The organism is Pseudoalteromonas sp. 1_2015MBL_MicDiv (assembly GCF_002407505.1).
In the GTDB taxonomy this organism is placed as follows: domain Bacteria; phylum Pseudomonadota; class Gammaproteobacteria; order Enterobacterales; family Alteromonadaceae; genus Pseudoalteromonas; species Pseudoalteromonas fuliginea.
In genome coordinates this window covers 2209140-2231215 of record NZ_CP012737.1, presented here as the reverse complement: position 1 = coordinate 2231215, position 22076 = coordinate 2209140, and the positions used below count along the sequence as shown (strand labels likewise).

The window sequence follows — 22076 nt, the reverse complement described above, 5'->3', positions numbered from 1 at the left end:
CAACACACAATATGGATACTTATGAACGAGAAAGAAAATGTACTTTTAATAGTACTGGTTTGCTTTGTTGCGACCATTGGCGGTTTTTTATTTGGGTTTGACAGCGGCGTAATTAACGGCACTGTTGATGGACTCCAAACGGCGTTTGGCTCCAGTAGTGCAGGTACGGGATTTAACGTATCGAGTATGCTGATTGGCTGTGCCATTGGTGCGTTTTGCGCAGGTCGGTTGGCTGATAAATTTGGTCGGCGTCTAATTTTACTTTTTGCCGCTGCTTTATTTATTATAAGTGCTTGGGGCTCGGGTGTGTCAGTCACATCGTTTGAATTTGTGATTTATCGCATTTTAGGCGGCTTAGCGGTAGGGGCTGCATCGGTTATGACCCCAGCTTATATTAGCGAAATTGCCCCCGCACGATACAGAGGCACGCTCTCTACACTGCAACAAGTGGCTATTATATTTGGTTTGTTTAGCGCATTTGTGAGTAACTATTTTTTAGCAAATACGGCTGGCGGCTCTACGTCTATATTTTGGCTCGACTTTGAAACATGGCGTTGGATGTTTTGGGTTGAGTTATTACCTGCATGCTTGTTTTTAATCGCTTTATTTTTTATCCCTGAAAGCCCACGATACTTAATTATGGCTGGTAAAAAAGACGCTGCTGCACGTGTTTTATCGTCATTATATGGTGCTGAAACTGCCGCTCTTAAATTAAATGAAATAGCAGAGTCTCTTGCTGGCGATAAACACCAACCTAAATTATCTGATCTTATTGATAAACCTAAAAAACGTTTACGCCCCATTGTTTGGATAGGAATTGGCTTAGCTACATTTCAGCAATTAGTCGGCATTAACGTTGTTTTTTACTACGGCGCGGTACTTTGGCAAGCAGCAGGCTTTACTGAATCTGACGCGTTACTTATTAATATAATAAGCGGCTTTGTAAGTATTTTAGCAGTGTTTATTACCATGTATTTTATAGACAAAATTGGCAGAAAACCTTTTTTGTTAACCGGCTCAATTGGTATGACGGTTACGCTTTCGGTTATTGTTTATGCCTTTTTAAATGCAGATATTGGCTCAACAGGTAATTTAGAATTAGGAGAGCAGGGCATAGTTGCTTTAATAGCCGCTAATGCGTATGTGTTCTTTTTTAATCTATCGTGGGGCCCTGTAATGTGGGTTATGCTAGGTGAAATGTTCCCTAACCAAATTCGCGGCTCTGGCCTTGCAGTTACCGGCTTTGCCCAGTGGATAGCTAACTTTTTAATTACCTGGTCGTTCCCTGTTATGCTCACAGGCATTGGTTTAGCTGGGGCTTATGGTTTTTACGCATTTTGTGCGTTTGTTTCAGTTATATTTGTATTTAAGTTTTTACACGAAACCAAAGGCAAAGAGCTTGAACAAATGAAAGGCTAGTATTATCCCTTTAATAAGCGCCAAAACTAAAGCAATAGAACTAGAATAATAGAACTAAAGCAATAGTTTTGGCGTTGTTAGACTGCTTCACTCGTTAAGCTTTTTTTACCAAACCCAAACATTTTATAAACTCGTAGTAATTACCTCATTTCTCAATAGTTAAATTACTAATGCACTTAAGTAAAGTGTGAGTCGCTTGTTCAATATCACGATTTGCAATAGCGTTTAACATCATTTTTTAAACTTTTATTATTTCGATTTAAGCTGCCTCGATCGCTGTTTTCCCTTAGTTGTTAACTGGGTCATCAGCTTTCGAATATGTTTAAAGATGAATAATATTAGACGTGACGTAGCTTTTTTAACAAGACGTAGTTGCGCAGTTTGTGTAATAAGCAACTAAAAAGCAAATACAGCTGATAGTCTGCAGTGAGCGAGAAGCAGACGGTCGGTTAAACTCGTTTTTGGACAATTTCGAGTTAGAGCCTAAGGTCAGCTTTGTGCCAACAAGAGCCGTTTGACTTCAAATTAAGACTATTAAACAAAGCAAAATAAGAAGGCAAATACGGCTGGTAGTAAACTAGCCGCAGAAAAAGGGTATGAGAGGAAGTTACGTTAGGTCTGCATCTTCAAAAAAAATTGAAGAGTCTTTTATTTTCTTAATCTCAAATTTGCTAGGTGGTGTATAAGGGCAGACTTTATCTCCAATAAAGCTACGGAAGCATAGTTCAGCAAATTGTTTATTATTACCAAGCTCAGAGTATATAGCTATGCTTAGTTTGATTATCTCTTCTTTAAATTCATCTTCAAACTTATTTGAAGATATAATTTGAAATATGCAGTTCGCTACACACTCAATTAAATCTTGTGAGCTTAGATCATCGAGATATGAGATATCTACATCATGTAAGAGTCTTTCGAAAGAGAGTATTGATTCATAAATGAAATAGTCAATTCGAGTATTAAACTCATTCTCAAAATCCCGCAATTCAATTTTTATTTGTATAAGAGGTCTCAAAAAAAACTTATTGAAAATCCAAGGTGTTCGAATTGAATGTTCAAATCTCAAAGGCTTTTTTTGTATCAAATCATATTTCAATAGATTGAAAAATATGAATATGTATTTAGCAATCTGACTAGTGTTTATTATGCTGTCAGTTTGTACATTGTTAGGGCTAATGTTCAGGGTATTAAGGTTGTTGGTATCAAGAACATACTTCTGAGCACTATTACCAATACATTCATATATTGAATATTTAGTTGATGCATCTGTGTTGGCATATAGATATTCCAGCATTGGTGTGTTTGCAGAGGGAACTCGTGGTGAGTAAGAGCGATACAGTATTGCAATTTCCCATAAAAGTTGAGACTCATGATTATCAAGTTGCTGAGATATGAACTCATTGAATTTTGCGATGAATACATCATTTTTTGAATCTATTCTTAAGAGTTCAAGTAATAACTTGTAATCATTGTCTTGTAAGAAGGAGGTGTATTTGTTTGATAATATAACTTCTATTAATGTTTTCCTTGTTATGTTTTCATCCATGTGTTTTTCTAAGAAGTAAATATTATTTTGTAAAACATAAGTTAAATCACTAAATGCTGCTCTATTAAGCAGGCTTCTTATGTCTTTACATAGAGGGATTAAGTTTGACTTTCTTGTCTCACAATATCTAAAAGTTATTGCTAGTGCAGCACTAGTTATTAAAGATGCACATAGAAGAAGCTGCTTTTCATCAAAGCCTTCGACGAAATACCATGGAAGTAACAGATTTTGAGCCTTAAAAGTATCATAGAACAATGAATAAATAACTAAGACAAACATGATAAACAAGAGAAGTTTATGAAGGCGACCAATTTTATGAGAATAGGTGACCTTCTTTCCTTTTGAAGTCAAAGAAAGTGCTGTTAAGATTACAGCAACTAATGTAAGAAACCCTGATGTATCCATATCAATACCTTTGAAAAATATGCTTTATATAATTTATAAGCTTAAATAACATAGCTATTACTTGTTTTCTATTAATGACTATATTCCCTTAAAGCTGCCCTTTAGGGTAATTACATGAACACATTTTGGGGCAGGAACGAATTAGTTAAACGTCTGCTTTGAAGAACTATAGGCACTAGCTTGTTAAGCTAGTGAGCGACTGTTATTCGCTCTTTGCCGAAGTTCAGCTTAAGTGCTATATGTGGTCATTCAAGCGTGTCTCGTTTCTGCCCCATAGCAAGCTAGAGCGAGATTGACTATGATTTGAAGCATCTGCATTTTGGCTTACTTTTCCTCATGTCTAGATCTCTAACTCTGTGGCCAAATTTACTAACCCACCACAATAAGTCCGCTAGGTGGAACTGTTTTGGAAAAAGAATCTGCATGAATAATTTTATCGCAGACCTGCTTAAGAGTTGCAGGTTTCTCTATTAACTTATCATCGAAATATAACCATGATGAATTTGGTAATTCCAAATTAGGTTGATTGATTGCATTTTGATAGAGATTTACTCTAATTGCTATTACTAGACTAAGAAGATTGCTAGACACTAAATTATGTAAAGTACCTTCAACATTTTTAGACATGACTAATCTAGAATTTTCTGATGAAAGACTACTTGTTGTTAAATCCAATCCATGACAGATTAAACACAAGCGCCTAATTTCATTGAAGTCTTGCTTGTGCTGACCGAAGATATCGCGCATTTACTTTCCTGTAAGCCTAGTGAGCTGATCGCGCATATGTCTGCTCGTGTCACGCTATTTTTCTACTTGAGGTAGTTTTAACAAATTACCTAACATATTGCTATCAAATAGTTTCCTATTCTCTTTGAACAAAGCTAAATAGAACAACGTGCGCGCGTTGCTCATTTCCGTGAATGCATGAGCATACAAAAATTCGACCACTGAACTAGTTATTATACTTAGTCAATATTAATGTCCCTTAATCGCTCTCAGCCGAACTTCGTAAAAGTGCCAATAGCTGACGGTGAAACACCTCGATAGGTATATTCTACGAATGACACCTAAAAAATGAATAAACTTTTTTATATTCAGATGGATAGTTTTTATCATAAATCTGAAGGGTCTTTTCTATACCTTCTGTGACCCCAATTGCACGCGATTTATACCCAGAAAATTCATCTTTTATCATTTTTCCCGAAGCAATAATTTCATTTAAGATTCTATTTGCTTCTTTTTCATGAATTTCAGATTTTTTGTAATCATTTGAATAAAATGCTAGCTCCGCACACTCTATCTGTTTTGCATATTTCCACCCAGCTTTGTTTTTTTCCTCATCGCTCCATTCAGTACTTCCATACACCGAAGCAACCACGAATAAAAAAATAATAGAAATTAATATTTTCATAATTTTCCTTTAATACTTAACCTTTAGAAAAACCTTTAAAGCTTTCTCGGCTACATCTTAAAACCTAACGCTTTGCTAAACGACAACAAAATAGCTGACTACAATTAGCGAGGAAAGTGAAAAAGCCAGCTATTTTTGATCGTTCTAGCAATTGATATAGCTACCAACCTGTAAACTCTAAAATGTTTTCCAGCCTTACTAACTCGAAACGATTAAATCCTGTTTTAGTCTCCCAAAACCTTTTTCTCTCATGCTCGGAGCCAGCACCTTCCCACTCAACAATTAGAAGTTCTTTTTCATCTTTTCTTAGTTTTATTCTATTATTCAAGTGGTCATCGTAACCCGAGTAACCGAACAAAATAATTTGCGATGATTCTTCAAATGCTTTTTCAAGCCTACGCCAGTAGGCGCTCAATATATGAGATGATCCGATAATCAATGGCTTATGTTCGACGTGAGTTAAAACTATATGACATTTATCTTCTGGATCTAAAAAGTCTCTGCCGGCATACATCACTTTACTATTTTCAACAAATAACGGTGAACCATGCAAATGCATATACCAACCATGCCTATTTACATTATGTCGATCTAAATGCCCCTCATCAAAACCTGAACTCCAAAAACCATCAATTAATGCTCCGTTATAACCATTGAGGATTTTCTCAGCTATAAATGCATCGTATAGCAAATTATCATAATTTAATGTGACAACATGAGTTTTTGTATTTTTAACAAATTCAGATAATGGTTCAACAAATGCTTTAGGTAAATTTTGTCCAGAGCGTTGATAATGTAGAGCAACCTCATGGATATATTTTCTAAATGTAGAAGGTAACTCTTTCGCGGGTTCAGAAATCCATGAAGTGCCGCTAACTTCAAAATTGCTCAAAAACTCAGTAGCAACAATTGCCACTTGCAATTTATCTAATTGATCTTCTGAACTCGGAGGTAATTCATCAGTAGTTCCTTCTATCGCACTTAGAATTAAATCTTTGTGTTCGTTGCTCAGATGTTCAGTATTGCTCCAGACACTTTCAAGTCCATTTTGTAAAGAAAAGTAATCAGGGTCTAGTGCAAGGCCAATGCCATTACCTGTAATTAATATTGAACGTGCCACATATCCCTCCGTAGCTATACCATCTAACTGAACACCATTTTTTGTAGTTTATAACCCACTAAAACGACATATATTACATACTTTGATAATTTCACCAACAATTACACTTGTAAACAAGTAATTAAAATAGCTAGAATTAAGCTAGTTTTTTCGCATCAAAATAGGAGCAAGTTTAACTTATATCAGCGTCCACTTTTCGTTCACAGTCGAACTTGGCAAATGTGCCAAACATTGGTAACGCCACATTATGTGGTGATCAGTTTATAGTTATCTGGACTCATTTTGCTTTAACTACTTTGATTGACAAATTTTTAGTTAAATTAATTTTCTTAACTCTGTCAACTAAGTCGGTGTATTCTTCATCAGACATTTTTACGCCAGCAATAACCCTCGATATAAGAGAGTGATCAAATTTATGAATTCCAGGACCTGAGTTAGTTGAAAGTACTCTTACTTCCTTTTCGTATCCCCAGCTTGGCGACTTAGTTAATATTGTACTTTCAACCGCAGCAAAACCATCCTTCCCATTTCTAACACTAATTTTGGGCATAGTTTCTTGGTAAACGATCGGATAGCCAATTAGATTTTTTTCTACCTCTGACAGCTGGGCATATTTATCTTGGAAAGTATCAAATTCAACAACAATTCCTTTATGGTGTTTAGAGTAATGTGACCACATTAAGATGCTATCAGGCACTGAAGATAAACAACAAATACCTATTGGATCCATTAGGCTTTTATGGAATTCACCATTACGAATTGAATTTTCAAAATTTTTTAACAATTGCTTCCTTTTGGAAATTCTTTCTGACGGGCTTAATTTAAGCTTATCTCCAACAGTTTTAAATAGATCTTTTCTCGATTTATAATATTCGATTGAGTCATTAATATCATATGAAACCACACAATCAAAAGGATCATTAAATTCACTAAAATGGCTGTATTTTAGTGTCCCATTTTCGAGTAAAGCTTTAGCTCCCTCGTCATAGCCTAAGTATTTATATAGCTTTAATTTCATTTGAACCACATAACCCTATTTTAGCGTGGAAACGTTCTTACTTTATGAACTTATATTAATAGAAAATAGTGTAAATTATTGCCATATATAAAGATTATCCTTACTGTAGCTTATATAAACATGTAAATAAGAGGAAAATTTCCTCTTATTATTACTAAGTTAATGACGACTCACTAGAATGACTATATCTCGCTCAAAGGCGACCTTAGAGTATTTACGTTAACTCATAAAGGGGCAGAAATGAGTTAAACCGGAAAGGCAGCTTCTGGCACATAGCCGGAGTTGATGTTAAAGCCAAACGTTCAGCTAACCCAATACAAAGCAGATTAAACCTGCTCTACAGAGTAAATCACTAAGGTAAAACCTCAGTAATTAGCGAGTACTCCTTTTATTTCAGTCTGAGATACCCAAGTTAGCAATACTTATTTCTGATATACTCAGTCAGCACTTTTACTCAAAAGGTAATAGGCTTCAGCTTGCAACTCAATGCAAGTTAACTCACTGCTCTTCATTATTTATTGTCAAAATTACACCTTTGTAAAATAGAGTTGGTTCATCCGAGCCAAAAACGTACAGAAAAAAAACACCGCCTAAGTTTATTGGCGAAGTATGATTATTCGCTGATGAACTCAAGCGTACTTACTTTATAAACAGGACTTAGCATGAGTGAATTAACTATCGGCGTTATCGGAACATCCCGCAAGACAGATGAAAGACGGTATCCTATTCACCCAGAGCACTTATTACGAATTCCAGAAAACCTTAGAAAACAAATGGTGTTTGAACAAGGCTATGGCACCGCTTTTAATGTTAGCGATGAATATATTGCAACATTAACGGGTGGCATTGCATCGCGCAGCGAAATACTTACCCATATTGGCACGGCCATTATTGCAAAGCCTGTACTTGCTGACTTAGAAGAAATGCGCGAAGGAGGCACTATTTGGGGTTATGCCCACTGCGTTCAACAGCATGAAATAACACAAGCGGCGATAGAGCGTAAACTTACCTTAATTGCTTTTGAAGATATGTATGTGTGGTCACCAAACGGAAATGTAGGGCGCCATACTTTTTATAAAAACAATGAAATGGCAGGGTATTGCGCTGTAATACATGCATTGCAACTTAAGGGTATTGATGGTCATTATGGCGATCAACGTAAAACGATTATATTTAGTTTTGGTGCAGTGAGTAGAGGCGCTATTTACGCTCTTAAAGCGCATGGCTTTAGAGATATTACAATTTGTATTCAGCGTCCTGATCATGAAGTGCGTGAAGAAATATTAGATTGTCATTATGTTAAGGTACGAGAAGGTGTTGAAGGAGAAGCTCGTATGATGGTTGTTGAGCATGATGGGACTAATCGACCACTTAGCGATCTTATTAGCGAAGCCGATATTATCGTTAACGGGACTTATCAAGAAACAGCTCATCCGGTTAACTTTGTAATTGAATCAGAGGCCGACTGCTTAAAACCAAACAGCTTAATTATTGATGTTAGCTGTGATGAGGGGATGGGATTCTTTTTTGCAAAGCCGACAACGTTTAAAAACCCTTTATTTCGATATAACAACACGGATTATTATGGCGTTGATCATACACCGAGTTATTTATGGGAAAGCGCGACGCGTTCAATTTCTGCGGCGCTCATAGTTTATTTACAAACGATACTTAAAGGTACTTTGCAGTGGCAAAAAGATGAAACCATTCGCCGTGCAATAAACATTGAGCAAGGAATAATTAAAAATACGGCTATTTTGGCATTCCAAAACCGCGAAAATATTTATCCTTATAACGTAATAACACAATGATTAAATCTATCTCTAATCTAATTTTACATAAGATTAATTAGGGGTGTGCACTTCGTCTTAATGTAAGTAATTTTAAGGCGAAGTGTTTGTTGACTGATAGTAAAACTGGAGAACTTAAATCTTAAAAGTTTTGATAAAAAGAACACCCACAATTTATAAGGCTACCTGATATGCTTAACAATTGTGTGGATTCGAACTGCTGATCTTTGGACCGGGTGATCAAGAGTTGGTAGTGCTTTTTCTTCAGTTTTTTTATTACTTTGAAGTGGTACTACTGAGTGGATTCGAACTGCTGGCCATTGGACCGGGTGATCAAGAGTGGGTAGTGCTTTTTCTTCGGTTTTTTTATTACTTTGAAGTGGTACGACTGAGTGGATTCGAACCACCGACCCCTACCATGTCAAGGTAGTGCTCTAACCAACTGAGCTACAGTCGTACAATTTTTGAGGTTTAACTTAAATAGATTTACTCTTTAAGTTAAGAATAAATGTTGGTACGACTGAGTGGATTCGAGTTACTGACCCTTGGACCGGGTGGTCAAGAGTAGGTAGTGCTCTTTCCTTCAATTATACGTTTCATTAATGTTGGTACGACTGAGTGGATTCGAACCACCGACCCCTACCATGTCAAGGTAGTGCTCTAACCAACTGAGCTACAGTCGTATTACTGTTTAAGTAAGTTGTTAATTACTTAACAACGGCGGCTAATATATAGCGTGGCGGGTGGTGAATCAAGCAAGTTTGTTGTTTTTAAGTTTATTTGCCGTTTTTTTATTCATATTGGGCTTATTTCACACGTTTTATAAAATTTTTGCCACCAAACTACATGCTCTACTGCTGAGCCTTTTAATTGATTTAGTAAATTGTTGGGTGAGTTTTCGTCTATTAAATAATTGATTTGCTTAACCGTTATATTTTCTTCAAACCAAAGTCGGTTGTAAAGTGGTTGTAATACTTCAAGGTATCCGGTCAGTTGTGCTTGGTATGGCTGAATTTGTTTTAAATAATATTTTTGAAATACATTACTTATTATTTTAGCTTCTTTTTTATTTTTACCCGTAGGGCAAAGATCGCCGAAGCTTATTGTTTTTACAAACTGTGTTGCGCTGTTGTTGAGTGCTATTTGTTGCCTAGCGGATTGAACAAGCGCTTGGTTAAATCTGTATTTGTTGAGTTGCTCTAATGCATTAAACAGGCTGTCAGTATTAACTTGACTAAATTGCTGAGATTTTATCTGTTTCTTTATAGTAACAAGTTGCGTAAGCGCCTCCACAGTGTCGCTATACCCTGCAGGTTGCATTGAAAGCTCGTTTGAAGTGAGTAACCAAGTACGATTAAGCTCAGGCTCTTTAAATAGCATGGTATTAAAGTAGTGCATTAAGTGTGCTTGCTTTTGATTTTTTGCGTCACTTATTTTGCTATAAATAGCGGTATTGTCATCAAGTGTATTTAAGCAATTATCAGCGCTTTGAATGAAATTTATTTGGTACTTTAGTTGGTTCGCCGCAGTTGCTGTTTTGCCAAGTTGATTATTGTGCTCGCTTATAAGTATATTAAGCCTACAGCGGGTAAGCCCAGCAAGTTCAACTATGCTTAGGGTAATTTTGCTCTCGCTGAGCACTGACGGTCTTGTTAGTTTTAATTGCTCAAGCACTACCGGTGTAATGGGTGAGGTGTTAAGTGTGTCACTTAAACGCGTTATGTAAGTATTATTTATTGAGCTAGGTGCTTTACTGCAACTAGTTAGCGTAAAAACGCTCACTAGCAGCAATATAACGACTGGTAGTGAGCGCTTTATTATTAATTTACTCGGTAATGAATGGTTCACGTTTAAAGCGCTTATTTACTGTGAGTATCAACAATACGGCGGCAACGGTTAGCCCGACTATTATTCCGACCCAAAAACCGTGTGGCCCCATTGCTGGCACTATTATGTCTGTTCTTGCCAATACGTAACCTAAGCTAAAGCCGATTAACCAATACGATATAAAGGTGATATAGGAAATAGGTGCTGTGTATTTTAAACCCCGTAATACACCGTTTGCGGCTACTTGCAGAGCATCAGGTAGTTGATAAACACAGGCTAAAATCATAATTGAGGTAGCAAGGGCAATTACTTCGGGACTATCTGTGTACAACTGGCTAATTAAATCACGACCTGTAAATGTAATAAGTGCTAAAAACAGTGCGATAACAATCGCTAAAATATAACTGGTCGATACGGCGATCCTTAATTGCTTTAAATGATTTTGACCATATAGATTACCAATACGGATACTAATAGCGATAGAAAGGCTTAGCGGCATCATAAACAATAATGTAGTTACACTGGCTGCTATTTGATGACCTGATACAGCCACAGCGCCTAAATGCGCTATAAATAGAGGAATACAGGCAAATAAGGTTACTTCAAAAAAGGTGGCTAATGAAATTGGAATACCTAATTTTGTAATAGTTGCAATGGTGGCTAGGTTAGGTTTTTCAAATGGAGTAAGCAGGCCTTTAGCGTCTACTTTTTTACTTAGTTGGCAGTAAGTCACTTGTGCAATTGCCATAACAGTTAAAACAATTGCTGTTGCAATACCACAACCCGCGCCGCCGTAGGCAGGTAAACTAAACAAACCATTTATAAAAATATAATTTACCGGAATATTCACAGCTAAACCCAGCAAGCTTATGTAAAAAGCGGGTTTAGTCATGCCCATGCCTTCGGTCATGTTTCTATAAGTGGTAAAAATTAAAAAGCCGAATACACCCCATTTAACAAAATGAATGTAGTCAAAAGCAAGGCTTGCAATTGCTGGGCTGGTATCGAGCCTTAATATAATTATGTCAGCTAGATAAGTGATACCGAACCCTATAGCACTCAATAGTACGGTTAAATAAAGGGCTTGTTGAAAATAATGGCTAATACCTTTTTTGTCATTCGCACCTGCGTACTGTGCAATGATACCGGTGAGCGCTAATAAAATGCCTTGTAATGCAAGTAACAAAGGATTCCAAATACCTGTGGCAATAGACAGTGCCGCTAAATCTGTAGGACTTACTTGACCGGCCATAATAGTGTCGACCACCGACATTAAAACAAGGGTAACTTGAGCTAAAAAAACAGGAAGAGCAAGAGAGAGTAAGCGTTTAGCTTCCCAATTACAAAAGGTCATAAAAACAGCTATTTAATAAAACAGAACACAATTGTAATCTATTGTGTTTCAAATAAAAATCTCAGTAGTGAATGATTTTATTAGTTGATACGTTAAACTATCACTTTGTAATAATTTTAAGTGATTTTATGTTTACAGGAATAGTGCAAACGCAAGCAACAGTGGTTTCTAAAACTCAAACAGCCGGCGTTCTACGTTTAGTTATATCGGTAAGTGATGAATATGCAAGACACCTAGATTTAGGCGCAAGTATAGCTATTAACGGGTGTTGCTTAACTGTTGTGCAAGTTGAATTAAGTAACCATGATGTGGTGGCGCAAGTACATTTTGATGTGATTGACGAAACCCTAAAGCTAACTAATTTAGGGTTGCTTGAGCTAGGCAGCTTAGTTAATTACGAGCGCTCAGTTACGTTTGGTACTGAATTGGGTGGGCATATAGTGTCTGGGCATATTCATTGTACATCATACATATCTCAAATTGTGAAGCTTGAGAATAACTGTAAAATTCAATTAAGCTTGCCAAAAGAGTGGAAAAAGTATGTGTTATATAAAGGCTTTGTTGCTATAAATGGCGCAAGCTTAACCGTGGGTGAAATTGACGAGCAAGGATTTTGGTTACACCTTATTCCCGAAACGCTCGCTATTACAAACATTGGTGCAGCACAAGTAGGTGATAAGCTAAATATTGAAGTAGATCAGCAAACTTATACTATTGTAAACACGGTAGAAAATTACTTACGCCATCAGGTTTAAATTAAAATATTTGTTCGTCGTCGCTGTCTACGTGTAGCTCTAATTTATTGTTAGCATAGTCTATATGCATGTTTAAATGAATTGGGTTACAGCAGGCTGCACAGTCTTCTATATAATCTTGATCGCCCATACTTGCATCTAAGTCTAAATGAATGTGGTGTCCGCAATGTGGGCAGGCGATTCGTTGTGACAAAAAGTCTTTCATAATCACTCCAGTTATAAATAATTAAGTGGTTGCAAATAACTCTAGCAAAAACTTAATGGATCAAAGCTGAACTCCTTACTTTACTAAATATAGTCGGTCTGGAGGATTGTGACACTTATTTTACATTGGTTGCTGTGAGCATTTCTATATGTTGTTTTGCTTCAGTGAGATAGTGTCCAGCAAAAATGTTAGCGTGATTTAAAATTGGGTATAATTGATAAATCAATTTTCGTTTTTGATAGTTTTGCGAAAGCGGATATTGCTGATTGTAGGCAGTATAAAAATTTTCAGGGAGCGGGGCAAACAACTCGCTCATCGCAATATCAACTTCCCGATCACCATAATAACAAGCTGGATTAAATACGGTTGGAAGCATATTGATAAACCCCATGTTTCCGCGCCAAAAATCACCGTGCAGCAATGATGGCTCTACTTGATGGCTATGGAGTTGTTCTTTTATCGTATTTATTAAGCGTTCGGGTTCAACAAAGTTAATGCCTTTTTCAGCGAGTAACTGTAATTGCCAGCCGATACGTTCTTCGGCATAAAATACGTCCCATTTTTTATGCCAGCGGTTAGGTTGTATGGTTGTAGCTAAATAATTGTCTACATCAAAACCAAACATAGCCTGTTCATGTATGGAGTGCATTTTAGCCAAGTTTTTACCCATAGCAGACCACGTATCATGAGGTTGTTTATCAAGTACTAGCCATTCTAAAACGATAAACGAAAATTCTATGTTAGCACCTGTTACAATGCAATCGGGCACCATAAATACACTATTTTGTGCTAAAAGTTCTAAACCGATAGCTTCACTTTCAAAACGTTCCAGTTCATTTTTTAATGCTACTTTTACTAAGTAGTTTTGTGTACCGTTACTTAAATGAAATAGTTTATCGGAGCTGGAACTTTGTAGTTGGCGTTTGTGGGTGTGTTTAAAATCATAATGAATAGCTTGGCTGATGTGCTCGTTTACTGTTTTCCACATAACAATTGCTCACCTTTTAAACAGATAGTTAAACTATGGCAAAAAGGAATTAATTTAACAATCTAAACGTTGTAAAATTAACGGCTATATTGCATAAAACTACATTTACTGTAATGGAGTAAGAATGAACAAAAGTTTAATAACCAATTCGCTAGCAGGTTTATGTGTTGTTGTAGGTTTTGTGTTTAACCAAGCAATTGTGCTATCTGTTGGTTTATTTGCACTTTCTGGCGCGGTAACTAATTTATTGGCTATTCATATGTTATTCGAAAAGGTTCCGTTTTTATATGGCTCAGGCGTTATAGCACTTAAATTTGAAAGTTTTAAAGTGGCCATAAGAAACTTAATATTAACGGAGTTTTTTTCAGAGCAAAAAATTAATAATTTACTAAATAAAGCGCAACCAAATATCGATTTTGAGCCAATAATTAGCAATGTTGATTTAAACCCTGCTTTTGACAATTTGTTAGAAGTAATAGAGCAATCTCAGTTTGGCAGTATGCTAGGAATGTTTGGCGGTACAGCGGCAATAGAGCCAATGCGTGAAAAGTTTATTGAAAAAATGCAACTGTCGCTTGGTGAGATCTCTCAAACTGACGATTTTAAAGCATTAGTAACCCAAACACTTTCACAAGGTAACAGCGCAGAGAGTTTATATAAAACGGTACTTAAATTAGTGGATGAGCGCTTAGATGAGCTTACCCCTAAAATGGTGAAAGAGATTATTCAAACTATGATCCGCGAGCATCTAGGCTGGCTTGTTGTGTGGGGCGGTGTGTTTGGTGGTTTATTTGGCTTAATAGCGGTGATTATCTAACTTAAAATGAATTAAGCAAGCGGTTTAACAGCCTGCTTGATTGCTTTTTAGCTGCCATTTATTTAGGGCTTGTAATAATAGTTACTGTAGGCATGTTTACTTTGGCTAAATCTTTAATTGATGTACGTGTTGTCGCTTTAATATTTAGATAATTAGCGCTTTTATCTAAATTATAGAGTGATACAAACTCTGTTATTGGTAAGTTATTACATTGCAGTTTGTTGATGGCGGCTTTACTGGTACGTAAATCACGCAGTGTTGCACGCAATTTATAGGCTTTATTAGACGCAACAGCCATACAAGCCTGTGTACCTGGGCTTGTATCAGCAGCTACAAATTTTGCTGCTAAAGTTGGTGTTGTAATAAGTGCCGCGCTTAATACTAAGCCGGTATATAAAGTTGCTTTTAATATGTTCATAATTTATTCCTCATTATTTGCGGGTGCAGGGTAAGTATTAAACGAATTGAATAAAAAAGCTGTTAACCAAATGCAACAAGCTGTAAGCAAGTATGTGATTAATGCACACTTATAATTAGGTGTATGAATTAATAGCAATTTAAGTATGTTTTTTGACACACTTATATAAATTTTTTTATTACAGCTGATTTATTTTTTCAGGCTGTTATTATCGCCCCCACAATTTAGTCGTGTTTTTTAGGAGCAACGGTGAGCAAAACGTTAGCCAGTTATTATCAGCAAGCATACGCTTGCGATCAGCAGTATTTTAACCAGTGTTTTTATTGTGGTTGTGAAGCAACAGAGCGCGACCATTGTCCGCCATTGCATATGCTACAAAGCATTGTTGATTTAGGTGAAGAGGCTGACTTTATCTCTATCCCTGCGTGTTATGAGTGTCATGCACTTTTACATAACGAAAGACTGATGACGATTGATGAGCGTTTTACCAAGCTTAAAAAAAAGCTCTCAAATAAATATGCTAAACCACTGCGCGTTTATAACATGTGGGAAGAAAGCGAACTTGGCGACATGAGCGACGAGTTTGCCCATAGTATTCAAGCGGGTATGAAATTAGGAAAAGAAGCCGCTGAGCGTTTAGCCTTTACGGGTTTTAGCTACGCCACAGAAGATGCCAAAGTAGCAGTGCGTGAAAAAACGAAAGAGTTTGATGTAGAGGGCATGATATTTACCGACTTTAAAGAAGCGCTAAATTACTGCATTAATGATTTAAACGTACAAAAAAGTGACTTTTATAAAATTTTGGTTGAAGACTACCAAGGTGATTTTAATAAAGCATTGAGCCAGTATCGTCACCGTCATGACAAAGTAACTGCAGCTAAAGACGGTAATACACTTATTAAAGATTTTTCAAAGCTACATAAGCAAAACTCTGATTTTGTAACGCGTACGGTAAAGCACTTTATAAGCAAAGACCCCTCGCTTACCACCGAAGGTGCGCTTGAAAAGTTGTATAACAATTATATAAAGAAATAATTACAGATATTCATCTTAATTAACTGCGTTTTCACCTGTTTTTTTGGCTTTATTCCTTAGCTTTCGCTAAAGTAGCAAAAAAACAGGAGATCCAAACAACATGCAAAAATTTGCACCTTCTTTATTAGCAGTGGGCTTAGCTGCTGCACTTGTAGGTTGCCAAGAAAACGGCCCGCAAGACGATAAAATAACAATTAACAAAAACCCTTACCCAAGTACTTATCAGCCAGTTTCTACATCTAGCACATTAATTACCAATGCCACCGTTTTAACAGGTACTGGTGAGCGTTTAGATGAAACAGATGTATTACTTGTTGACGGCAAAGTACAACAAGTCGGTAAAGACTTAACAGCCACTGCTGATATTACAATTGATGCACAAGGCAAATGGGTAACACCGGGTATTATTGACGTACATTCACATTTAGGCGCATACCCAAGCCCGTCTGTTGAGTCGCATCAAGATGGTAACGAAATGACCAGCCCTAACACTGCAGAAGTGTGGGTTGAGCATTCTGTTTGGCCACAAGATCCAGGCTTTAACCGCGCCCGCGAAGGCGGCATTACTTCTCTGCAAATTTTACCAGGCTCAGCTAACTTATTTGGTGGTCGCGGTGTTACGCTTAAAAATGTCCCTGCACACACTATGCAAGGGATGAAATTTCCAGAGGCGCCGTATGGTTTAAAAATGGCATGTGGTGAAAACCCTAAACGTGTTTATGGTCGCAAAGGCGTGCTGCCTTCAACTCGTATGGGTAATATGGCTGGTTACCGTATGGCATGGGCTGAAGCTGCTGAATACAAACGTGCATGGGATAAGTACGATGCCGATTACGCGGCAGGTTTAAACCCAGAAGCACCAGTACGTGATATTAAACACGATACGCTACGCGGTGTGCTTGAAGGCGAAGTGATGATTCATAATCATTGTTATAAAGCTGAAGAAATGGCAATGATGATTGACCTGTCAAAAGAATTTGGTTATCACGCCGGTACTTTTCATCACGGTGTAGAGGCATATAAAATCGCTGACTTACTTGCCCAGAATGGTTCGTGTGCTGCACTTTGGCCAGACTGGTGGGGCTTTAAAATGGAAGCCTACGATATGGTACAAGAAAACGTGGCTATTGTTGATGCGGTTAAAAACTCGTGTGCAGTTGTTCACTCAGATTCAGATACTACTATTCAGCGTTTAAACCAAGAAGCGGGCAAGGTTATGTACCGCGCTAACGAAAATGGTTTTGATATTTCTGAGCAACACGCTATTAAATGGATCACGTCTAACGCTGCTAAATCGTTAGGTATTGATGATAAAACAGGTTCACTAGAAGCCGGTAAGCAGGGCGATGTTGTTATTTGGAATCAAAGCCCATTTAGTGTTTATGCTAAAGCTGAACAAGTGTTTGTTGATGGTGCAAAAGTTTACGATAGAAACGACAGCGCGTATCAAGCAGTAAGTGATTTTATGTTAGGTCAACAATAAGGAGCACCCAGAATGAAAAATTTATCACGTTCGTTTTCGCTTTCTCTGGTTGCTGCAGGATTATTAGCATCTGGTGCTGTAAGCGCACAATCGTTAGCAATTATTAATGCAACATTACATACGTCATCTGATCAAGGTGTATTAGAAGCGGCAAGCATTGTAATGACAGATGGTAAAATCACCGCGATTAACCCAACTGAAGTGAAAGCCGATAAGGTTATTGATGCAAAAGGTCAAATTGTAACCCCTGGCTTTATTGCAAGTATTAATCAACTTGGTTTAGTTGAAGTAAGTGCAGTTGCGGGCTCACGCGATGCAGGCGAGGATAAAGCCGGTATCGATTTTGACGTAAGCTTGGCTTACAATGCTCATTCAAGCTTAGTGCCTTATGCTCGTAAAGGCGGCGTAACACGCGATGTAATTACTCCTCATGGCGGCGATAGCATTTTTTCAGGCCTTGCGAGTGTTGTTGATTTAAGTGGTAGTTTTGACAGCGACATACAAAAACAGGCCGCTTTAATTGTTTACTTAGGTGAGCGCAGCAAAGGCTCTCGTGCTTTTACTTTGCAAACACTGATTAATAAGCTTGATGAGCACAAAACTAAAGCTGGTAAAAAAGCCAAAAAAGATGATGACAAACCAAGTACTGAAGATAAAGTCATGGCAAAAGTACTCACTGGCGAAATGCCATTAGTGGTTGGCGTATCACGTGCGGCTGATATTATTGAGCTCATTAAAGTAAAAGAGCAATTTGGCATTAATTTAGTGCTTAACGGTGCGCAAGATGCTGTTGTAGTTAAAGAGCGCGTTGCTAAAGCAAATATCCCAGTGATCATTAGTGCAATGGATAGCTTACCAGGAAGTTTTGATTCGCTTCATGCGAGTTTAGATAATGCTAGTGTGCTTGAAAAAGCAGGCGTTAAAGTATTACTAACAGTAGGCGGCGATGCAAGCCACAACATATATCAGCTACGTTTTGATGCGGGCAATGCTGTGTCGTACGGTATGAGCCAAGAAGGTGCGTTAAAAGCGGTTACATCAAACGTTGCTGATGTATTTGGTATTAATGCAGGTAGCCTTGAAGTTGGTAAAGCCGCTGATGTAGTAATGTGGAGTAATGACCCGTTTGAACTAAGCAGTCATGTGAGCAAAATGTTTATCAATGGGGTTGAGGTATCTACACAATCTCGTCAAGATAAACTACGTGACCGCTATACAACTGACTCAAAAATGCCACGTGCATATACTAAATAATTATTTTAAAGGCCGCTATTTATAAAATAGCGGCCTTTTTTACAAGATACAGATATAAAAAAGCCGCTTACTTTTACAAGTAAGCGGCTTTTAAATTTAAACCGATATTTATACTAATTTAGCAAGAATATCGTTAAATGTAGTGCTTGGACGCATCGCTTTGAAGGCCGCATCATCGTTAGGCTGGAAGTAACCGCCTAAATCAACTGCAGGGCCTTGCGCATCGTTAAGCTCACTTACGATTTGCTCTTTATTAGACTCAAGGTCGCTAGCAATTTGAGTAAACTGTGCTTTAAGTTCACTGTCATCATTTTGCTTAGCAAGTTCTTGTGCCCAGAATAAAGATAGGAAGAAATGAGAACCACGGTTATCAATTTCTTTCACTTTACGTGAAGGAGACTTGTTTTCAGCAAGGAATGTACCTGTCGCTTTGTCTAGTGTATCAGCAAGTACTTGTGCCTTGTTGTTACCCGTAGTTACGCTAAGGTGCTCAAGTGATGCAGCTAGTGCTAAAAATTCACCTAAAGAATCCCAACGTAAGTGATTTTCTTTTTCGAATTGTTGAACATGTTTAGGTGCAGAACCACCCGCGCCAGTTTCAAATAAGCCACCACCGTTCATAAGTGGAACAATTGAAAGCATTTTAGCACTCGTACCCAACTCTAAAATTGGGAATAAGTCTGTAAGGTAATCACGTAATACATTACCTGTTACAGAAATCGTGTCTTTACCTTCTTTAATACGCGCTAATGAGAACAATGTTGCTTCAAGCGGTGCTAAAATTTGAATATCCAAACCAGCTGTATCGTGATCTGGTAGGTATTTATTTACTTTTTTGATTAGCTGCGCATCATGTGCACGGTTTTCGTCTAACCAGAAAATAGCTGGAACGCCTGTTGCGCGTGCACGATTTACTGCAAGCTTAACCCAATCTTGAATTGGTGCGTCTTTAACCTGACACATACGCCAGATATCGCCTTGCTCAACACTGTGCTCAAGTAATGTATTACCATTAGCATCAACAACACGGATAGAACCGTCCGCTTTAGCTTCAAATGTTTTATCGTGAGAACCGTATTCTTCCGCTTTTTGGGCCATAAGGCCAACGTTAGGAACGCTACCCATAGTTGTTGGATCAAACGCGCCATTTACTTTACAAAAATCGATAGTTGCTTGGTAAATACCTGAGTAACAACGATCAGGAATTACAAAGCTAGTGTCTTGTAATTTACCATCGTTATTCCACATTTGACCGCTTGAACGTATTGCAGCAGGCATAGATGCATCGATTATTACGTCACTTGGTACGTGTAAGTTTGTAATACCACGGTCAGAATCAACCATAGCAATAGCAGGGCGGTTCGCGTAAACAGCTTGAATGTCTGCTTCGATTTCTTCGCGCTTAGCATCGTCTAGTGTTTGAATTTTAGAATATACGTCGCCTAAACCATTATTTACATCAACACCTAGCTCTTCAAAAAGCTCACCGTGTTTAGCAAATACATCTTTGTAGAATACTTTAACAGCGTGACCGAAGATGATTGGATCAGATACTTTCATCATTGTCGCTTTCATGTGAAGCGAGAATAAAACACCTTTTTCTTTAGCAGCATCAATTTCAGCAGCCAAGAAAGCTTGAAGCTTAGAAGCGCTAATGCTTGATGCATCAATTACTTCGCCAGCTAAAAGAGGTGTGCTTTGTTTAAGAACAGTAACGTCACCGTTAGTTGCAACATGTTCAATACGCACATCAGTGGCTGTATCTACAGTGACTGATTGCTCAGACCCAAAGAAATCACCTTCGCTCATGCTTGCAACGTAAGACTGAGAATCTTTGCTCCACGCACCCATTGAATGTGGGTTGTTACGTGCATATTCTTTTACAGAACCTGGTGCGCGACGATCAGAGTTACCTTCACGTAGTACTGGGTTTACTGCACTGCCTTTAATTTTGTCGTAAGCAGCTTGAATTGCTTTTTCTTCATCATTTTTAGGTTCAACAGGGTATTCTGGAAGCGCGTAACCTTTTGCTTGAAGCTCTTTAATTACAGCACGCAGCTGTGGAACAGATGCACTGATGTTTGGTAATTTGATGATGTTCGCTTCTGGTGTTTTAGCAAGCTCGCCAAGTTCAGCAAGTGCATCGCCAATGCGTTGTTCTTGTGTTAAATAATCAGGGAAGCTAGCAATTACACGACCTGCTAATGAAATGTCGCGAGTTTCAACTTCAACACCGGCCGCATTTGTATATGCTTGGATGATAGGTAGCAACGAGTAAGTTGCTAGTGCCGGAGCTTCGTCCGTTTTTGTATAGATAATTTTTGATGTCATCATCATTCCTAGATAGTCGACCGATAAGGTCTTATTCAACAATGCAAAGAAAATCATTACTAATGAGTAAATATTATTAAACAAGTTAATAAACACGTACGCTCGTAATGAATAGTTTGTTAGGTGTTGGTACTCAGCGTAGCTTTTTTATAAAAGCAGAATAGTCACACCTGACGAACTGGAATTGTATTTATAGCTAAAAAATCAACAAAAATAAATCAGCCTTTAGCCTAGTACATTTAAAACTGGCAAAAGTATGATAACTGTTGTGTTAATGCGCTGTTCTAGCATTAAGAGTGTAACAAGCTTAAATAAAAAGGGCTAGAGTATGAACGAGCTCAATACTCAGTTAAACAATTAACTCTTAGAACATTGGGGTATATAAAATAAATTCAAGGAAAAGGGTTGAATTTGGGCAAAAAGAGGCAATAAATAAGGATGAAGAGATAAAAAGTATGCTTAAGGAATTAAGCGAGGATCTAAAAAGGTCACTCGCTTTAGTCGAACAGAACATTGTTCACTCTATAATGTCGCCATCAGGGGCAATATTTTTAGCGTGGAGGCCCTTAGGCCCTTGTTCTAATTCGAAAGTTACATCTTGACCAGCTTTAAGTGTTTTATATCCGTCCATTACAATAGTTGAGTAATGAGCGAAAATATCATTCTCGCAGCCGTCTTCTACGATGAAACCAAAACCTTTGGCGTTGTTGAACCATTTAACTTTACCGCAAGCCATACTTCTACATCCTTCAATAAGTTGACTAATTTAGTTATTCTAAACCGTATAATTTGCTAGACTGATTAAGGTTTAATCAATCTATGTTTGACTGTAGTTTATTTAGCCAACCAGTCAAGTGTTTTGAGTTATTTTTTTAACATTTTATTTATTTTTTATTCAAG

At 37.5% G+C, this 22076-nt stretch carries 19 protein-coding genes and 2 tRNA genes; 7 read left to right on the top strand and 14 right to left on the bottom strand.

Going from position 1 to position 22076, the window contains the following annotated elements; translation table 11 throughout:
• The first annotated feature begins 15 nt into the window (after positions 1-15).
• Positions 16-1419: a sugar porter family MFS transporter gene (locus AOR04_RS10095; protein WP_425469399.1), complete on the top strand. Its 1404-nt coding sequence runs from the start codon at positions 16-18 to the stop codon at positions 1417-1419.
• A gap of 607 nt (positions 1420-2026) precedes the next feature.
• Here AOR04_RS10095 and AOR04_RS10090 read toward each other — a convergent pair.
• The 5 genes from AOR04_RS10090 to AOR04_RS10070 form a co-directional block, all read right to left on the bottom strand.
• Positions 2027-3370: a hypothetical protein gene (locus AOR04_RS10090; RefSeq protein WP_096793249.1), complete on the bottom strand. Its 1344-nt coding sequence runs from the start codon at positions 3368-3370 to the stop codon at positions 2027-2029.
• Positions 3371-3739: 369 nt separating this feature from the next.
• Entirely contained in the window at positions 3740-4117 is a 378-nt protein-coding gene (locus tag AOR04_RS10085) for a hypothetical protein (RefSeq protein ID WP_096793248.1), read from the bottom strand.
• A 307-nt stretch (positions 4118-4424) separates the two neighbouring features.
• Positions 4425-4781, bottom strand: coding sequence for a hypothetical protein (locus tag AOR04_RS10080; protein ID WP_096793247.1), 357 nt, complete (start codon positions 4779-4781; stop codon positions 4425-4427).
• Between the two features lie 160 nt (positions 4782-4941).
• Positions 4942-5901 (bottom strand): SIR2 family protein, encoded by a 960-nt coding sequence (locus tag AOR04_RS10075; RefSeq protein WP_033038837.1) that lies wholly within the window; start codon positions 5899-5901, stop codon positions 4942-4944.
• Positions 5902-6178: 277 nt separating this feature from the next.
• A complete protein-coding gene (locus tag AOR04_RS10070) occupies positions 6179-6919 on the bottom strand; it encodes a DUF2971 domain-containing protein (RefSeq protein WP_157770542.1) in 741 nt (246 codons plus the stop codon).
• A 662-nt stretch (positions 6920-7581) separates the two neighbouring features.
• Here AOR04_RS10070 and AOR04_RS10065 point away from each other — a divergent pair.
• The gene (locus AOR04_RS10065; RefSeq protein ID WP_096793245.1) at positions 7582-8730 is read left to right on the top strand and encodes a N(5)-(carboxyethyl)ornithine synthase; all 1149 of its coding nucleotides are present in this window, start codon (positions 7582-7584) and stop codon (positions 8728-8730) included.
• Positions 8731-9089: 359 nt separating this feature from the next.
• On the opposite strand, the gene AOR04_RS10055 is transcribed toward AOR04_RS10065, so the two are convergent.
• The 4 genes from AOR04_RS10055 to AOR04_RS10040 form a co-directional block, all read right to left on the bottom strand.
• Positions 9090-9166: transfer RNA gene (locus tag AOR04_RS10055), tRNA-Val, on the bottom strand.
• 149 nt (positions 9167-9315) lie between these two features.
• Positions 9316-9392, bottom strand: a tRNA-Val gene (locus tag AOR04_RS10050).
• Between the two features lie 112 nt (positions 9393-9504).
• Complete coding sequence (locus tag AOR04_RS10045; RefSeq protein ID WP_096793243.1) at positions 9505-10557, bottom strand: DUF3080 family protein; 1053 nt, start codon at positions 10555-10557, stop codon at positions 9505-9507.
• Positions 10535-11890, bottom strand: a complete 1356-nt coding sequence (locus AOR04_RS10040) for an MATE family efflux transporter (protein ID WP_096793242.1) — start codon at positions 11888-11890, stop codon at positions 10535-10537. Before AOR04_RS10040 ends, AOR04_RS10045 begins: the two co-directional genes overlap by 23 nt.
• 128 nt (positions 11891-12018) lie before the next feature.
• On the opposite strand from AOR04_RS10040, the gene AOR04_RS10035 reads away from it, so the two are divergent.
• Positions 12019-12645, top strand: coding sequence for a riboflavin synthase subunit alpha (locus tag AOR04_RS10035; protein ID WP_096794117.1), 627 nt, complete (start codon positions 12019-12021; stop codon positions 12643-12645).
• A 1-nt stretch (position 12646) separates the two neighbouring features.
• On the opposite strand, the gene AOR04_RS10030 is transcribed toward AOR04_RS10035, so the two are convergent.
• Together AOR04_RS10030 and AOR04_RS10025 are read right to left on the bottom strand one after the other, a co-directional pair.
• On the bottom strand, positions 12647-12850 hold the full coding sequence (locus tag AOR04_RS10030; protein WP_007375655.1) for a CPXCG motif-containing cysteine-rich protein: 204 nt from the start codon (positions 12848-12850) through the stop codon (positions 12647-12649).
• A gap of 115 nt (positions 12851-12965) precedes the next feature.
• On the bottom strand, positions 12966-13838 hold the full coding sequence (locus tag AOR04_RS10025) for a fructosamine kinase family protein (protein WP_096793241.1): 873 nt from the start codon (positions 13836-13838) through the stop codon (positions 12966-12968).
• A 124-nt stretch (positions 13839-13962) separates the two neighbouring features.
• Between AOR04_RS10025 and AOR04_RS10020 the strand changes: the two genes are divergently transcribed.
• Positions 13963-14655 (top strand): hypothetical protein, encoded by a 693-nt coding sequence (locus AOR04_RS10020; RefSeq protein ID WP_007375657.1) that lies wholly within the window; start codon positions 13963-13965, stop codon positions 14653-14655.
• 58 nt (positions 14656-14713) lie between these two features.
• Here AOR04_RS10020 and AOR04_RS10015 read toward each other — a convergent pair whose 3' ends face one another.
• Complete coding sequence (locus tag AOR04_RS10015) at positions 14714-15073, bottom strand: DUF3718 domain-containing protein (protein ID WP_096793240.1); 360 nt, start codon at positions 15071-15073, stop codon at positions 14714-14716.
• A 249-nt stretch (positions 15074-15322) separates the two neighbouring features.
• Between AOR04_RS10015 and AOR04_RS10010 the strand changes: the two genes are divergently transcribed.
• From AOR04_RS10010 to AOR04_RS10000, 3 genes are all read left to right on the top strand, one after another.
• Complete coding sequence (locus tag AOR04_RS10010) at positions 15323-16108, top strand: hypothetical protein (protein ID WP_096793239.1); 786 nt, start codon at positions 15323-15325, stop codon at positions 16106-16108.
• Between the two features lie 100 nt (positions 16109-16208).
• A complete protein-coding gene (locus AOR04_RS10005) occupies positions 16209-17591 on the top strand; it encodes an amidohydrolase (protein WP_008136198.1) in 1383 nt (460 codons plus the stop codon).
• 12 nt (positions 17592-17603) lie between these two features.
• Entirely contained in the window at positions 17604-18845 is a 1242-nt protein-coding gene (locus tag AOR04_RS10000; protein ID WP_096793238.1) for an amidohydrolase family protein, read from the top strand.
• A gap of 108 nt (positions 18846-18953) precedes the next feature.
• On the opposite strand, the gene AOR04_RS09995 is transcribed toward AOR04_RS10000, so the two are convergent.
• Both AOR04_RS09995 and cspD read right to left on the bottom strand, forming a co-directional pair.
• Positions 18954-21176 carry an NADP-dependent isocitrate dehydrogenase gene (locus AOR04_RS09995; protein ID WP_096793237.1) on the bottom strand — a complete coding sequence of 741 codons (2223 nt, stop codon included), beginning with the start codon at positions 21174-21176 and terminating at the stop codon, positions 18954-18956.
• Between the two features lie 517 nt (positions 21177-21693).
• On the bottom strand, positions 21694-21912 hold the full coding sequence (gene cspD / locus AOR04_RS09990) for a cold shock domain-containing protein CspD (protein ID WP_002962500.1): 219 nt from the start codon (positions 21910-21912) through the stop codon (positions 21694-21696).
• Positions 21913-22076: the final 164 nt, after the last annotated feature.